The sequence below is a fragment of the Pseudalkalibacillus sp. JSM 102089 genome, assembly GCF_041366475.1.
Taxonomy (GTDB): Bacteria; Bacillota; Bacilli; order Bacillales; family Guptibacillaceae; genus Guptibacillus; species Guptibacillus hwajinpoensis_B.
In genome coordinates, this window is sequence record NZ_JBEWYW010000008.1 from 159,032 (window position 1) to 175,100 (window position 16,069).

Sequence of the window (16,069 nt, forward strand, 5' to 3'; positions counted from 1 at the left end):
TAATTCTATTCTACCGCTCTTCCCTCTATTTGTCATTATAGCAAGATAATTAAATTTGAATTTTCCGACAATGGGTATTGACAATTCTCCCTGTTCGTTGCATACTATGTAAAATTAGATTGAACGTATTGGCTTTGAACGGGACTAGTAAAAGACTAGGTAAGCGTCAGAGAGAGGAATTCACCGGCTGAAAAATTCCTTCACTTCACCTACTTTGAACCTGCCCCGGAGCCTGCTGTGAAAACACAGCCGCTTCCCACGTTACAGGGTACTTGAGGATATCGCTATGATATCAAATGAAGGTGGTACCACGGATAACGCCCATTCGTCCTTTAAATAAAGACGAATGGGCGTTTTTATATGGAAGGATGAGCAAGATGAAGAAACACACCATCGCATTCATAGGTGCCGGATCGATCACAGAAGCCATCATCGAAGGTATGATCAAAGAAAAATTTATTCATGCAAATCAAATTGTTGTGATGAACCGCTCAAACTTGGATCGCCTTGAAGAACTTAAAGACAAATACAATGTGCAAACTACACAGAACATAGAGCAGTTATTAAAGAACAATAAAGTAATTATCCTCGCCATGAAGCCTGCTGACGCAGAAACTGCCTTAAAAAATATTCAACCATATATTAATGAGCGCCATCTTATTATCTCTGTACTTGCCGGAATCACAACCTCTTATGTTGAGGAGGCTATTGGAACGTGCACACCTATCGTTCGAGCTATGCCTAACACATCAGCTATGATTGGATTATCCGCAACAGCGATTTCTCCAGGTCATTTCGCTAAGAAAGAGGACCTGTTATTTGCAGAAAACTTATTCCTTACAATCGGGAGTGTTGTACAGATTACAGAAGATAAAATGAACGCTGTAACGGGGTTATCTGGTAGTGGGCCAGCTTATTTTTACTATATGGTTGAATGCATGGAAAAAGCTGCGATTCAAAATGGCCTAGACAAGGATACAGCACGCGAGCTGCTGCTTCAAACAATGAATGGAGCCGCAAACATGCTCCGTCGCACTAATCAATCTCCAACTTTATTAAGAGAAAAAATTACAAGTTCAGGAGGAACAACTCAAGCTGGCATAACTTCTTTAAAGGAATATCAATTCGAAAGAGCAATATTGTCTTGTATTACAGACGCAACTAAAAAAGCAGAAGAGTTAGGAAAAGCGTTTGAGAAACAAAAATAACTAGCTAAACTAACCCGGACATTCGTACAATGTCCGGGCAAACAAAAATAGAGCGCCATTTTAATTACTTTAAAAGCCCTCTTTATCTATTTAAACACTCTTCTTCTGAACAACTTCACACCTCTTTTTCAAGTGATATAAAGCCTCTTCACCGTCGAGTCCATTTGCAATAATTTTCATTGGCCCAAAATGAGTTGTTAACCGTCCCATACTTAATATACTTTTAGCATTTAATCGTCTTCCTTCAACTTCAACAATAATATAACTACTAAACTCGTTCGCACTTTTGACAAAATCCATTAAAAAGGTCATTGTCACTTTACCTGTGATCAAAACGGTTTCTTTATATACCATTGCAACATCCTCCTTAGTAATATATACAACCGTTTGCACATTTCTATATTGACACCCTCTTTGGCTAACCGCAAGTCTTATGGCACCTTTCCTCACACACTCTTTGCGAATAACACATATCATACGTTAGGTATTCTAACATATGATGCATTTTCTTTTAGAGCCTATGCTATAATCATAGTAGATTGCCAGTTTAGAAGACTTCAATAGTATATGTAGCGGTAGCTGCATTATGAATATATCCACAGGGAGTGACTGGAGATGTCATACAAAGATAAAAAAGTTCTGCCAATCGGTTCAGTTAGTGAACTAACGGGACTATCTTTACGAAAAATCCGCTACTACGAAGAAAGAGGACTAATCTTGCCAGAACGATCTGGTGGCGGAACTCGAAAATTTTCATTTACGGATGTAGAGAAATTAATGGATATCGCCAATCAAATTGAAGATGGTATGCAAACATTTGAAATCAAAAAGCTATATAAGAAAGAAAAGCAGAAAGACAAAGATAAAATCAGAGACGAAATGATTCGTGGTCAACTAAATGCCGCTTTCAAAATGACGAAATAAACAAAACAGGCGACAAACGCCTGTTTTTTCATATGGACTCGTTTAAAATATACGATGCCGGGTATACCAATAAAGCATAACGATATTTATTATAAGGGGTTGTTCTAAATGAGTTTTCATTACACAGTTGAAACATCCAAAACAGTCGACCAGGCAGTCTCTGATTTAAGTACGGAACTTCAGACAGAAAAATTCGGTGTATTATGGGATTTCGATCTATCTGCTAAGTTACAAGAAAAAGGAATGGACTTTCATACACCTTATCGTGTTCTAGAAGTTTGCAATCCTAAAGAGGCTGAGCGCGTTCTAAATGAAGACAAATTAGTTGGATACTTTCTCCCATGTAAAATTGTTGTATATGAAGAAGGTGGTCAAACTAAAATCGGGATGCCCAACCCAACAACATTATTAAATTTAACGGGTGATGACAACTTAAGCGATATTGGCTCTGACATTGAAAAGCGCCTTGTTTCATGTATTGATAAAAGCAAATAGAATTACTGAACAAGAAGGTGTATCTCTAACGAGATACACCTTCTTGTTTTATTAACCATTGTCTCGCAGAGCTGGCTCATAGCGATAGACAGTTAAATCAACTTTTGAATTAGGAAGAAAGACAATCCCTTCTCCTTCGAGCAACATTTTCTGATCAATAGAGCCTTCTTCCGTTTTGATACCAATTTCCCCTTTTGCGTTGATCACACGATGCCATGGGAGTTTATACTTCTGACTCATTGAATGGAGAATTCTAACCACTTGTCTTGCTCCTCTTCGACTTCCCGCACACTTTGCGATTTGTCCATATGTCATCACTTTACCAGATGGGATTTTACTAATAATCGAAACGACTTTCTCAGTAAATGGCTCCAAATACTTCACCCTCTAATGTAACTTTCTATCCACTTATTATAACAAAACCGACGTAATTCCAAAAAATAAAAAGCGTTGTATAAAAAAATGTTCGTGCTAGAAACTAAGTTTAGTCCGCTATTGCAAAGGAGTTTAAATGTAATGGATAAGCGAATAATTGATTGGCCTACCTTTCTAGGTGCTTTAAGTTTATTACTGCTCGTTACCGTCCCACTTACGCTTTTTCCCGAGAGTGGAAAGGAATTTGTCGATAAAGCAAATGAGTTTGTTACAACCCAATTTGGTGTCCTTTATTTAATTGTCGGTCTCGGTATTTTTTTCTTTTTGATCTATGTCGCGTTCAGTGATAATGGACGCGTGCGATTAGGTGAAGAAGGAGAACGTCCTGAATTCAATAATTTTTCTTGGGCAGGAATGCTATTCTGTGCAGGAATAGGATCAAGTATTTTATATTGGGGAACGATCGAATGGGCCTATTATTATCAAGGACCACCGTTTGGATTGGAGCCTGGAACAGAAGAAGCTATCCTATGGGCAAGTACATACGGAATCTTCCACTGGGGACCAATCGCATGGGCGATCTACACCCTTCCCGCTCTTCCTATGGCTTATTTCTACTATGTTCGTAAAAAACCCGTTCTCAAAATAAGTGAAGCGACAAGACCCTTAATCGGAAACCTTGTTGATGGACCTTTAGGGACTATTATTGATGTTCTATTCATGTTTGGACTCCTTGGGGGAGCAGGTACCACGCTTGCCCTTGGAACTCCTATGATCGCTGAAGGAATCGATGCTCTGACAGGTATTGGAGTAACAATGGGCTTAAAGACGATGATTCTTATTCTGGTCACAGCTATTTTTGCTATTAGTGCCTACTCAGGATTAAAGAAAGGAATTAAGATGCTATCAGATATCAACTTAGTTCTCTCGATTTTTCTGCTTCTCTTTGTTTTAATAGTAGGTCCGACGCGGTTTCTCGTTGAAACGGCAACGAACAGTGTCGGCTTATTGTTAGATAACTTCTTTCATATGAGTACATGGACAGAGCCATTCAATGCTCTTGGTCCATATGATAAAACTGGATTCCCCGAGAGTTGGACCGTCTTCTACTGGGCATGGTGGCTTGTTTACGCACCTTTTGTCGGGCTATTCGTTGCCAAGATTTCAAGAGGTCGTTCTATTAAACAAATGATCCTTGGAACCATTAGTTACGGAACCCTGGGCAGCTTATTATTCTTTGGTATCCTTGGAAATTATGGACTTCATATGCAGTTAACAGGTGAATTCGACGTCATTAACGTACTCAATGACCAGGGTGCACCAAGAGCGATAATTGAAACGATTGCTCAGCTTCCCCTATCATGGTTTATGATTCTCGTTTTTGTTGTGTTAGCGATCATCTTTCTTGCGACTACGTTTGATTCTAGCTCCTATATTCTCGCTTCCGTTGTCCAAAAAGAGGTTAAAGATGAACCCCTCCGTTGGAATCGGCTCTTCTGGGCATTTGCTCTTTGCTTAATGCCACTAGTGCTGATGTTTGTTGGGGGACTTGGAACTCTCCAAACCGCAAGTATTGTCGGTGGGTTTCCTCTTCTATTTATCATGATTATGCTAGGTTGGTCGTTTATGCGTGCTTCAACAGCCGATATTAAAGCTTCTGAACACTATGAGCCCAAGACTTTTTCATTAAACTACAAAAAGATTTTACAAACAATTCGCCGCAAGAAAAATAAGCCGCAAAAAGGGCCGATTGACGCGCATTTTGAAGACGATAAAAAAGACGACTAACTTTTCGGCACCCGATTCAAACACAAAACATGATATTGATTATTTTTCCATATTTAAATTCTTGTTGACACTTTCAGTTGGTCATGATAAAAATTGAATAACTCTAAAATAATTGAACTGCTTTGAAGGAAACTAAGTAGCTACCTTTTCCCTATTGAAGAGAGCCGATGGTTGGTGAGAATCGGTATATAAAAGGACGTGAAATTCATTTCTGGAGCTTCTTTTGCAATCGCAAAAGACGGTGAAGATCGTTATACTATGAAGTGGTGAGTTCATCTCACAACCAGGGTGGTACCGCGATAACAATCGTCCCTACGGATAACGTAGGGACGATTTTTTTGTGGCATAGCGTCATCAGCATTCAATACAAATTGAAAGGAGAAAACAGCATGAGTCAAAACGAACAATGGTCATCAAGACTTGGATTTATCCTAGCTGCAGCAGGTTCTGCCATCGGTCTTGGCGCAATTTGGAAATTCCCTTATACAGCAGGACAGAACGGAGGCGGGGCTTTCTTTCTGATCTTCATCCTATTCACCTTAATTCTCGGTCTCCCTCTTTTGCTTGCAGAGTTCTCTATTGGACGAACAGCTCAAAGTAATGCGGTAGATTCTTATAAAACCATTTCTCCTGAATCAAAATGGTATCGCGTAGGGATTATGGGCATGATTACTTCATTCATCTTGTTATCCTTTTACAGTGTTATTGGGGGCTGGATTATTGCCTACCTGTATAAAGCTGTGTCAGGAGAGTTAAATGGACTATCTTCAGACGAATACGCTCAGGTTTTTGGAACGACCATTTCGAATTCATTTATTAGCATATTCGCACAATTTATTTTCATTATTTTAACGATCCTTGTTGTAGCAAGAGGTGTTGAAAAAGGAATTGAACAAGCAAGTAAAATTATGATGCCTGCATTATTTCTTCTCTTTATTATTCTTGTCATTCGTGCGGTAACATTAGAAGGTTCGATGGACGGGATCTTATTCTTGCTTCAACCCGATTTCTCAAAAGTCACATCACAAACCATACTTGAAGCAATGGGTCAATCTTTCTTTACATTAAGTGTTGGTGTATCCGTTATGGTTACTTACAGTTCTTACTTACCAAAGACGCAGAGCTTACCACGCTCAGCGATCTCGATTGTCGCCATGAACATTTTCATTGTATTGCTTGCTGGTCTTGCGATCTTTCCTGCTGTATTTGCTTTCGATCTTGAAGCAGGCGCTGGTCCCGTTCTATTGTTCAATGTCCTTCCGACAGTCTTTGGACAATTACCGTTCGGCATGCTCTTTTTCATTGCATTCTTAGTTCTTTTCTTATTTGCGGCATTAACTTCCGCCTTCTCTATGCTTGAAATCATTGTATCGGTGATATCAAAAGGCGATCTTAAGAAACGAAAAAAATGGGCATGGATTATCGGACTTGCGATTTTTGTTATTGGAATTCCATCTGCCCTATCATACGGCGTTTTAAGCGACGCGACATTATTTAATAAAACGATTTTTGATTTAGCTGATTATGCAGTAAGTAACGTTTTGTTACCAATTGGAGCATTATTAATTTCACTATTTGTTCCATTAAAAATGAAGAAGTCTGCACTCTATGAGGAATTAAAACGTGGAAGTGGCTTGAAAAAAGGATTGTTTGAAACGTGGTATTTTCTTATTCGCTTCGTTGCACCTCTTCTTATTTTGTTCGTCATGTTAGATGTCCTTGGTATCTGGTAGTATGAGTAAAAGCCTCACCAATCTGGTGAGGCTTTCTTGTTATATCATAATCTGTTATTCAGCATCTTCCTCTTCACCAGGAGAAGCGGGTTTTGGTTCGTCTTTAAGATCAAAATAAGCTTCAAATAATCGTCTAGCTATGTCTTTATTTACTGATTCATTTCGATCACTACTTAAGCTAGGGACTACAACAGCTAAGGCAATTTCAGGGTCCTCATAAGGAGCATAGCCAACAAAGGTTAAATTAAAACCCTTAACCTGATTATCACTACCAAATGACACCTGAGCAGTCCCTGTTTTACCCGCATGAGTGAAATCTACTCCCTTAAAATACTTTGTCGCTGTACCATTGGTAGCATTTGTTACTCGCCATAAACCATTTTGCACTCGATTTATATCACTTTGACTCATTTGAATACGATTCATTACGTTTGTATCGAACTGATCCACGATAATATTCGATAATCCATCGACATTTGAAGCTTCATGAACTTCTTTTAAAAAGTGTGGTTGAATTCTTTTCCCGTCGTTCGCAATCGTTGAAATATACTGAGCCATCTGCAAGGGGGTATACGTATCAAACTGCCCAATCATTAAATCCATTAAGTTACCAATTTGCTGAATGCCTCCATTGATTCCTGTTGTTTCAATTGGCATATCAATTCCCGTCTTATTACCTAATCCAAATTGATTAAAGTGATAACGAACAGCATTATAGCCATCTCGATTCCAGGGAATCCCGCTTGTGTCTGGAACATAATCAAACCCTGCTATCATCATAGCGATTCGGTACATATACACGTTGGAGGATCTTTCTAATGCTTCCACATCATTTACCCACCCTAAGTTTGCATATGAAGCTTTCTTTGGAGTAGAAGGAATAGATATTGGAGTATCGAACAGAGTTGTTCCATGGCTAATCACACCCGTTTCATAACCCGTTAGGACGGACGCACCTTTCACCGCTGATCCCATTTCATATGATTCTGAAAGGGTCCCATAGGAATACTCGATATACTCATTTTCTTTCGAGCTATATTTTGTTCCACCAAATGCTAATACCTCACCCGTTTCTGGATCCATTCCAATCGCATACGCACGATCAGCGTATGGGTTCCCACGAGCTCTAGCTTTTCTTAATTCCTCTTCAAGAATCGATTCAAGCTTCTGCTGAAGATCTATATCTACTGTAAGAACGAGATCATTCCCTCTTTTTCCTGGAGTCACCTCAGGTTCACCTATTGGTTTGCCCGATTTATCCGTTACGTACTTCTTCATCGCTTTCTGCCCTCTTAATAAATCCTCATACTGCTTCTCAAGATAGCTGATGCCCACAAGATCATTATTGTCGTAGCCTTTCATTGTATAGGCATCTAAAGATTCTTTAGGGATTTGTCCTAGATTACCAAACATCGTCTCCATCGTTTCATCGTATGGATAGACACGTTCGGCATCTGGTGAGATATCAACTCCAGGAAGCTCTTCTAGGTTCTCGCTCACTTTTGCGATTTCTTCTCTCGTTAATCCTTTTTTAATAGCCTGAGAAGAAAGCGCATACCCAGTATCCATTTGTCTTTTAATCGCGGCTATTTTTAGTTCCTCATGATCACTCGTTATTTCTTTAAGATCTTCTTCTTTAATCCGATCAAGTTGCAATTGATATGCTTTTTTAGAATCAAGATCATTCCGTTCTCCTTCCGATAACTTCTCCTTTGCCTTTTCTGGTCTCGTGATAATCCAAAAATCCTTTAAATCTCGTTCAGTCACTTTATCTGTATCCATTTCTATGTATGCTGCTAACTTACGAGCTACATCAATTCTTTCCTGCTGTTTCGTGTTCTGATTTCGGATATACGTTAATGTAAACGTTGGTTCGTTATCAACAAGTACTCTTCCATATCGATCATACATCTTCCCTCTTGGTGCTGATGATTTCGCTGTCACATTTTCTGTTTGCTCTGAAATTCGCTCAAAATCTTCTCCTTGCACAATTTGGATCACACCAAGTCGTAAGATTAAAACAGAAAACAATAAAAAAACAAAAAGAAATAAGATATTCAGCCGAAATGGCACATGTGTTTTCTTCATTTTTTCTTTAATCATAAAGGCCCCCCACGACATTTCCTTATCTTCCCAACTATCATAACATAGGTTTATTAGGACTTTTTTCCTTATTAGAAAATAAATACAATTTCATAACACATAAATATACGCTTACTTTATCTATAAGTTAGACGATTCAATTCGTTTGAATGGTTCAATTCAAATGGTAAAAGTAGCTATATGTAATCAATTCAGTCCTTTTTTCGTTTTTTACCCCATAAAGACATAACAAAAGGAGCGTGTTTAGTTAACACACTCCTTTACGTATTTCTATTAATGTCTAATTTATAGTATTGGAGAAAGCAAGCGTGAAATTGATTCTTTAAATCGTATCCAAAGCGAGCGGTCAAGATATCCCACTTCTGTTAGTTCCTGACTCTTCTTCATATCGTTTATGAAAATATTCTCCAGTTTCTTTGAGATTTCCTCATCATAGATAAAGGCATTTACTTCGAAATTAAGTCGAAAGCTACGAACATCAATATTTGCTGTTCCTACTGAAGATATTTCGCTATCAACCGCAATGGTTTTAGCGTGAATAAAACCGTTCTGGTAAATGTAAATTCTAGCTCCCGCTTTCAGTAATTCTCCTACATAAGAATAGGTTGCCCAGTATACAAACAAATGGTCAGGTTTGTTGGGAATCATTAACCTCACATCAACCCCGCTAAGAGCCGCTATACGTAAAGCATCTAACAGACTTGCATCTGGTATAAAGTAAGGGGTTTGTATGAATATGGTGCGTTTTGCTGATGTAATAAGCTTAATGTAACCATTTTTAATTTGTTCCCATTCTGAATCTGGTCCACTACTGACGACCTGCACACCTGCTTTTCCAATCGATTCGATAATAGGAAAGTAACAAGATTCATAACCTACTTTGTTCCGAGCAGCATGATTCCAATCTAAGAGGAACCTTGTTTGCATAGCGAGCGTTGCACTTCCTTCTATTCGTAGATGTGTATCACGCCAATACCCAAACTTCGGATTTAAACCTAAGTACTCATCACCAACATTAAACCCACCAACATAGCCAAGTTTCCCATCAATAATAACGAGCTTGCGATGATTTCGGTAATTCAAGCGAGTATTAACATATGGAATTCGAGAAGGGAAAAACACCTCCACTTCTCCTCCCGCTGCAATTAAATCTCGAAAGAATCGCTTCCTTGTTTTTCTTGAACCCATTTCATCATAAAGAACACGTACCTTCACACCTTCTTGTGCCTTTTGAGTCAACTTTTCTACCAGCTTCCTACCAAGATCATCTTTTTGAAAAATATAGTATTGAAAGTGAATATGATCACTCGCACGGCCAATATCCTCAATTAGTGCGTTAAATTTTTCTTCTCCATCTGTAAAAACGCTTATTGCATTATCCTGAGTAAGTACTGCGTCATCATTTACAAGATGCATATAAATAAGATCTTTATGTCTGGCAATTTCTTCATGTCTAAATGGATAAATCCCGCTTTTGATCTCACTAACTTGTTCCTCAATTAAATCCTCAATTCCTACTTTTTTAATATTATCCCAATCAAATAATCTTCTTCGACTAAGGTTTTGTCCAAAAACTAAATACATCACAAAACCAAGCAGAGGAATAAAAAGAAGGACCATTAGCCAGGCCCACGTGGCCCCAGCATCCTTTCGTTCTAGGAAAATAACGAGCGCAGCAAAACCAAGATTTAGAACGAATAATATTCCTAATAAAATTGATATAATGGGCATAAATCATAACTCCTTTATTAACCACAATGACAAATTTTACTCTCTAATCCCTTAAGTTTACCTTATTTCTAAACTGTTATTAAGATTAATTGTGAAACAAGTGAATCCTTTCCATATTTTATCTCGTTATTAAATGATTTTACCCATTTTCTCTTGTTAGTTGAAACAAGAAATATTGAATTATATTACATGAAAGCTATTCCACTTCATCTTTTTTCAAAGTAAAATAGAAGCAACACATACAAGGAGGAGTTTAAATGAATGGTAAACCAATTCATTTCGATGGAAGCTCTGTTCCCTCTGTAACTTCAGCTAAGAATCAACCTCTTAAAATCACTGATGACGTTCGAAAATGTATCAGCTGCAATCCATTTCAACTGCCACCAACTAAATAATTCTTGCTAAAAGCCTTGCTCATCTAGCAAGGCTTTTAGGACTTTGACTTGATTTAATTACTATGAGGCAAATTCCTTGAATCAATCTTACGACTGCTTTATAATTTGTCTTGAATTAAAAATAACTCAATTCAAGATACTTGGAACGAATAGGAAAGGAATGAATCTGTAATGGCAAAAGTTTTATACATCACTGCTCATCCACACGATGATACTCAATCTTATAGTATGGCAGTAGGTAAAGCATTTATAGAGACGTATAAGCAAGAAAATGAAACCGATGAGGTTGTTCATATAGATCTTTATAGTGAGCATATTCCTCAAATCGATGCTGATGTGTTCAGCGGCTGGGGGAAATTGCAGTCAGGAAAAGGATTTGAAGAACTATCAGCAAGTGAGCAAGAAAAAGTAAAGCGTCTTAATGAATTAAGTGAAGAATTTATTGAAGCAGATAAATATGTATTCGTTACTCCACTCTGGAATTTCTCTTTCCCTCCAGTAATGAAAGCCTATTTTGACTCTGTATCTGTGGCTGGTAAAGCCTTTAAATATACTGAAAATGGCCCTGTAGGTCTTTTAACAGATAAAAAAGCCATTCATATCCAGGCACGTGGTGGCGTGTATTCTGATGGTCCCGCTGCTGAAATGGAAATGGGCCATCGTTACTTCACAACGATGATGCAATTCTACGGTGTTCCAGAATACGAAGGACTCTTTGTAGAAGGTCATAATGCTATGCCAGATAAAGCAGAAGAAATTAAACAGGATGCTATTGCTCGTGCAAAAGACACTGCCCATACATTCTAATCTCGATATTTATTTACGAAAACCAGCTGAAGAACTAATTTCAGCTGGTTTTTTATACCTTCACATCATACCCCTGCTTTTCCACTACTTTCTGTATATCTGAGGAAGACACTTCATTTTTATCATAAGTTACTTTAGCACTTCCTTCCTTGAGATGAACTTCTACAGCTAAAACTCCATTCAATTCTAGTAAAGCAGTCCGAACGATCACCATACAATTTTCTCCAGTCATTCCTTTAATCTTCAAAGTTGTTTTTTCCACTTCTTGTTCACCCCTCCAGTTGTTAAGTTGACTCTATTCTTCCCCTATTCTTGTTAAAGTACTATGTCATAGAATTTAAAGCTAGAACTTTCAATTATAGCAAAAGACAGCAGGGGAAATTCCCTAACTGTCTTTTTGAGCTGCGGCCCAGAATACCCACCAGATCAATAATGGTTGAAAAAGTAATCTCACCCATAATAATACTTGATTTGCTTCATCTTGCCCTGGAGCAGGTACGCCAGCAATTGCTGCATAAATATTTGCTGGAAAAATAGCGATTAAATATATGACCGTCCACAATCTAGCCTGTTTACGTGTGGAAGGAACAAGCAGAAGAATCGCTAATACGATCTCTATGATTCCAGTTAAATAAATGAGGCCGAGTTTGAACGGAACCCAATCGGGTACCATTGCGGCAAAACCTTCACCCTGAAGAAAATGAGCAAATCCTGCAAAAATAAAGAAGAAAGCAAATAAGACGAGGGCTATCATCCGAATCGTTTTTTTCATAAAGTATCTCCTTTTCACTTCGATTCTTTCATGATAGCAAACTCACCTTCATTTGTTGAAGGGAAACGCTTAGCGAAGCAGCTCCTTAATTGTATATGGAAGCATTTCATGAAGCGTTTCAAAAGAATAGGTGAGTTCAAGCCGCTCTGTCCATTTATGCGCATCTTTACCCTTAGGTCCAAGGTTCATGACGGGAACTTTTAGCTGCTCTAAAGCTTCTAGAGGCAATTCGTATGATTGACCATATAACGGCATGTTGCTCATTAATGGTTGGATTGTTTCTTTCGTTCTTTCAAGCCCGACGAAACTTAAATCAGAAAGTCCTGGAAAATAATGTTGAGGTTTCAGCGTCACCTTATGTTTTGTTGAACTATAAGCGACCACTCGATGAATGGTTTCCTGAATAAAAGAATCATGCCTGGAAGATACAGCCGGATAGAATGGTGGATTATAAAAAAGGATAATCATCGGACCATCATCTTTACATAATGCGGCTAAATCAAAAACCATTCTTGTTGAAAGATCTCGATCGCCTAGATCTTTAAAATTGGCAGATATATAATCTTGCCGACGCTTAATTTCTGCCTCCCCAAACAGCATTACAGCACGTTGATGCAGCTGCTCATAAGTCAGAACGTTAACCTTGAATGGTTCAGGGACATAGTTTTGGAGCATGGAGAACGCTGTAGCTTTCTCCAAATAGTGATTTTCAATGCGTTTGGCAGCAACTTTGACTGCCTCCATTAATTGATTTGTAATATGCTGAATGCTCCTCTCCATACCAAGAACATTGAAAAGAGTTACACCCACATGCGGAATCTGTACGGAGTATCCTTCTTTTAAATCCTTTTGCATTAAGTTAGTTGGCGGAGGTGTTACTTCCCCATCGACAACTTCACAAAAATCAGCGTTAAGCTCAAGCTCTCTTGTTACTTCAGCAGCCATGTAGTTAGCATTCAATCCTGAGAACGGCTCACCAACGTGCGTTTCTTGACCGTAACAGAAAAAGCCAGGTAATAGCTTTCCAATTGATCCTGAATAAACATACAAGTTCTGGTCACCAGGATAATTTGTAAAAACAGGTTCAGAATTTAAGCAGGCAGTATAAATTAAATCATGCTGTTTAGCCATTTCGACAAGTACAGGAACAGCTTCGATCATCCCAAGTGAATTTGCTTCTTCATCAGGAACAGTAAGGAATAAAATATTCCCGTCAAATTCACCAAAATTTGCTTTTTCAAGCATACTCATTTGAAGGGCAATGCCAGCTTTCATATCCATTACACCACGCCCAAACATCCACTCGCCACTTGTAAGGTCGTTCTGAACTTCAACCGGCATTTTATCAATATTTTTGTATATTTCTTCTGTAAGATCATATGGACTAAAAGCTAGATTTTTGAATTGTCCGTAGTCTTCTATGTCAACCACATCAAAATGGCTAATTAATATAACCGTTTTCTTAGACCGTCCTTTTTTAATAAGTCCTGTAACGAAAGAGCGACCATCACTTGTTGGATGAAGAGCGAGCATATTAGGATTTCCTTTGAAATAGTCCAAATCCTGAAGCTGAAGGTGAATATATTCAGCAAGTGCTACCTCCGGATATGATCCTGTTACACTCTGATGTTCAACTAGTCTGGATAGTAAGTACATTAAGGTTTCTTTCGTTTGCCATTTCCCCATCACATCGCCCCCTCATATGTCTGTTATTTTTGCAAATCCAACCTGTTTTTGGTAGGTTTAATGGGAATAGACGGACTTTTATGAACTCTTTTTCCGTTTATCATATTTTATACATACTAAACCCGAAAAGACCAGCAGAAATGAGGGGAACAATGACAATTATATTCGCTCACAGAGGCGCAAGTAGACAATGCCCCGAGAACACAATAAGTGCTTATCAACGCGCTGTTCATCTTGGAGCAGGCGGAATTGAAATTGATATTCAGCTTTCAAAAGATGGGATCCCTGTCGTTATTCATGATCGAACGCTGAAAAGGACAACATCCGGAAAAGGGATTGTGACAGAAACCACTCTCTCTGACCTCAAAAAACTTGATGCGGGAAGCTGGTTTTCTCCCGATTTTAAACATGAAAAAATTCCTTCGTTAGAAGAGGTTTTGATCTGGGCAGCGGACTACCCAGAGGTTTTGTTAAACATTGAATTAAAATACTATCGAGAAGACGACGAACAGCTTGCCAAAGTGGCGATTCCACTCATTAAGAAATATCGCTCTGAGAAAAATACGATGATTTCTAGCTTTGAACACCAACGGCTGATAGATGTGCATAAATTATGGCCAAAATTAGAAACAGCACCTCTTTATAAGGGGAATTTACATGAGCCATGGCATTATGCTAAGAAGTTAAAAGCAAAAGCGATCCATCCGCAATTCAAATCCATCCATGCATCACTCGTAAAAGCAGTGCATTCACATGGCATTAAAATACGTCCTTATACGGTCAATGACGAAAAAGGACTAAGACAATTCCTCGATTGGGAAGTGGATGGAATTATGACAGACGTCCCAGACCTGGCGCTTAATATCATGCATAATAAACAAATTCCTCAACAAAAAAAGTCATGGTGGAAAACTGTCTGGAGTGTGGTAACAAAGTAAAGCAAGATTTGCGACATCTATTTTTGGTCATGCTATACTTTTAGGGTTACGAAAGAAGTAATAAAGGAGCGATTGCATGTCTTCAGCATTATTTACACCATATACTATTAAAAATGTCACCTTCCCTAACCGGATTGTAATGAGTCCCATGTGCATGTATTCATGTGAAGCACAGGACGGTAAAGCCACAAGCTTCCACTATATTCACTACACTTCCAGAGCTGTAGGAGGAACAGGCTTGATTTTCACAGAAGCAGCAGCCATCACAGAACAAGGTCGCATTTCTCCACAGGATCTTGGAATCTGGAGTGATGACCATATAGAAGGATTAAAAAAAATTGTGCATCTTTCTCAAGAACAGGGATCAAAAGTTGGCATTCAACTTGCGCACGCAGGTCGAAAAGCCGTTCTCGATGGACCGATTATTGCACCATCTTCCATTCCTTTCAATGATGAGATGAAAACACCAGAAGAAATGACAGTCGAACAAATTAAGGCAACCATCGATGCTTTTAGAAAAGGAGCGGAACGAGCGAAGGAAGCAGGATTCGATGTGATTGAACTACACGGCGCTCACGGATATTTAATCAATGAATTTCTATCGCCACTCACTAACAAACGTAAGGATGAATATGGCGGTTCAAGAGAAAACCGTTATCGTTTCTTAAAAGAAACCATTAATGAAGTAAACGAAGTTTGGGACGGACCACTATTCGTTCGAATTTCTGCTGAGGAATACCATGAAGAAGGTAATACAATGGAGGATTTCGTTTATTTTTCTGACGAAATGAAAAAGCAAGGTGTCGATCTTGTTGATTGTAGTACTGGTGGAGTTGTTCCTGCGCGTATTCAAGCCTACCCAGGTTATCAGGTAAAGCATGCCGAACAAATCCGAAGGGAATCTAACATTGCAACTGGAGCCGTTGGATTAATTACCCATCCTCTTCAAGCGGAAGAGATCATTCAAAATGAACGAGCGGATCTCGTTTTACTCGCTAGAGAAATGTTAAGAGATCCTTATTGGGCTAGAACTGCCGCAGCTGAACTTGGAGGAGATTTAAAAGCTCCTAAACAATATGAACGTGGTTGGAACTAATGTGTTGCAATAGATATA

16 protein-coding genes and 1 other annotated feature are annotated in these 16,069 nt (G+C 38.6%); of the genes, 9 read left to right on the forward strand and 7 right to left on the reverse strand.

The features are described from left to right. Positions 1-377: 377 nt before the first annotated feature. Positions 378-1,208 (forward strand): pyrroline-5-carboxylate reductase, encoded by an 831-nt coding sequence (gene proC / locus ABVF21_RS16885; protein WP_371018640.1) that lies wholly within the window; start codon positions 378-380, stop codon positions 1,206-1,208. Between the two features lie 90 nt (positions 1,209-1,298). Here the strand turns inward: proC and ABVF21_RS16890 are convergent, their stop codons facing one another. Continuing rightward, positions 1,299-1,562 carry an HPr family phosphocarrier protein gene (locus ABVF21_RS16890; protein ID WP_303530775.1) on the reverse strand — a complete coding sequence of 88 codons (264 nt, stop codon included), beginning with the start codon at positions 1,560-1,562 and terminating at the stop codon, positions 1,299-1,301. Positions 1,563-1,823: 261 nt separating this feature from the next. On the opposite strand from ABVF21_RS16890, the gene ABVF21_RS16895 reads away from it, so the two are divergent. After that, positions 1,824-2,132: a MerR family transcriptional regulator gene (locus ABVF21_RS16895; RefSeq protein WP_194222063.1), complete on the forward strand. Its 309-nt coding sequence runs from the start codon at positions 1,824-1,826 to the stop codon at positions 2,130-2,132. A gap of 108 nt (positions 2,133-2,240) precedes the next feature. Next, on the forward strand, positions 2,241-2,627 hold the full coding sequence (locus tag ABVF21_RS16900) for a DUF302 domain-containing protein (protein WP_303530774.1): 387 nt from the start codon (positions 2,241-2,243) through the stop codon (positions 2,625-2,627). A gap of 51 nt (positions 2,628-2,678) precedes the next feature. Here the strand turns inward: ABVF21_RS16900 and ABVF21_RS16905 are convergent, their stop codons facing one another. Then, positions 2,679-3,002 (reverse strand): MGMT family protein, encoded by a 324-nt coding sequence (locus tag ABVF21_RS16905; RefSeq protein ID WP_303530772.1) that lies wholly within the window; start codon positions 3,000-3,002, stop codon positions 2,679-2,681. Between the two features lie 141 nt (positions 3,003-3,143). Here ABVF21_RS16905 and ABVF21_RS16910 point away from each other — a divergent pair, with 141 nt between their 5' ends. Next, entirely contained in the window at positions 3,144-4,790 is a 1,647-nt protein-coding gene (locus ABVF21_RS16910; protein WP_371018641.1) for a BCCT family transporter, read from the forward strand. Positions 4,791-4,903: 113 nt separating this feature from the next. Next, positions 4,904-5,107: a binding site (T-box leader), on the forward strand. A gap of 72 nt (positions 5,108-5,179) precedes the next feature. Further along, a complete protein-coding gene (locus ABVF21_RS16915) occupies positions 5,180-6,523 on the forward strand; it encodes a sodium-dependent transporter (protein ID WP_303530770.1) in 1,344 nt (447 codons plus the stop codon). 54 nt (positions 6,524-6,577) lie between these two features. On the opposite strand, the gene ABVF21_RS16920 is transcribed toward ABVF21_RS16915, so the two are convergent. Both ABVF21_RS16920 and cls read right to left on the reverse strand, forming a co-directional pair. Continuing rightward, a complete protein-coding gene (locus tag ABVF21_RS16920; RefSeq protein ID WP_303530769.1) occupies positions 6,578-8,626 on the reverse strand; it encodes a peptidoglycan D,D-transpeptidase FtsI family protein in 2,049 nt (682 codons plus the stop codon). A gap of 285 nt (positions 8,627-8,911) precedes the next feature. Then, the gene (gene cls, locus ABVF21_RS16925; protein ID WP_371018642.1) at positions 8,912-10,357 is read right to left on the reverse strand and encodes a cardiolipin synthase; all 1,446 of its coding nucleotides are present in this window, start codon (positions 10,355-10,357) and stop codon (positions 8,912-8,914) included. 257 nt (positions 10,358-10,614) lie between these two features. Here cls and ABVF21_RS16930 point away from each other — a divergent pair, with 257 nt between their 5' ends. Both ABVF21_RS16930 and ABVF21_RS16935 read left to right on the forward strand, forming a co-directional pair. After that, positions 10,615-10,752, forward strand: a complete 138-nt coding sequence (locus tag ABVF21_RS16930; protein WP_194222070.1) for a hypothetical protein — start codon at positions 10,615-10,617, stop codon at positions 10,750-10,752. A gap of 171 nt (positions 10,753-10,923) precedes the next feature. Beyond that, on the forward strand, positions 10,924-11,559 hold the full coding sequence (locus ABVF21_RS16935; protein ID WP_303530765.1) for an FMN-dependent NADH-azoreductase: 636 nt from the start codon (positions 10,924-10,926) through the stop codon (positions 11,557-11,559). A gap of 52 nt (positions 11,560-11,611) precedes the next feature. Here the strand turns inward: ABVF21_RS16935 and ABVF21_RS16940 are convergent, their stop codons facing one another. The 3 genes from ABVF21_RS16940 to ABVF21_RS16950 all read right to left on the reverse strand — a co-directional run bounded on the left by ABVF21_RS16940 (position 11,612) and on the right by ABVF21_RS16950 (position 14,017). Further along, on the reverse strand, positions 11,612-11,821 hold the full coding sequence (locus tag ABVF21_RS16940) for a cation transporter (RefSeq protein WP_371018643.1): 210 nt from the start codon (positions 11,819-11,821) through the stop codon (positions 11,612-11,614). Between the two features lie 123 nt (positions 11,822-11,944). Continuing rightward, positions 11,945-12,331, reverse strand: a complete 387-nt coding sequence (locus ABVF21_RS16945; RefSeq protein ID WP_303530762.1) for a DoxX family protein — start codon at positions 12,329-12,331, stop codon at positions 11,945-11,947. A 69-nt stretch (positions 12,332-12,400) separates the two neighbouring features. Next, positions 12,401-14,017: a M20/M25/M40 family metallo-hydrolase gene (locus ABVF21_RS16950; RefSeq protein WP_303530760.1), complete on the reverse strand. Its 1,617-nt coding sequence runs from the start codon at positions 14,015-14,017 to the stop codon at positions 12,401-12,403. A 152-nt stretch (positions 14,018-14,169) separates the two neighbouring features. Here ABVF21_RS16950 and ABVF21_RS16955 point away from each other — a divergent pair, with 152 nt between their 5' ends. Then, the gene (locus ABVF21_RS16955; protein WP_303530758.1) at positions 14,170-14,955 is read left to right on the forward strand and encodes a glycerophosphodiester phosphodiesterase; all 786 of its coding nucleotides are present in this window, start codon (positions 14,170-14,172) and stop codon (positions 14,953-14,955) included. Between the two features lie 76 nt (positions 14,956-15,031). Further along, a complete protein-coding gene (gene namA / locus ABVF21_RS16960) occupies positions 15,032-16,051 on the forward strand; it encodes an NADPH dehydrogenase NamA (RefSeq protein ID WP_303530756.1) in 1,020 nt (339 codons plus the stop codon). Positions 16,052-16,069 lie beyond the last annotated feature (18 nt).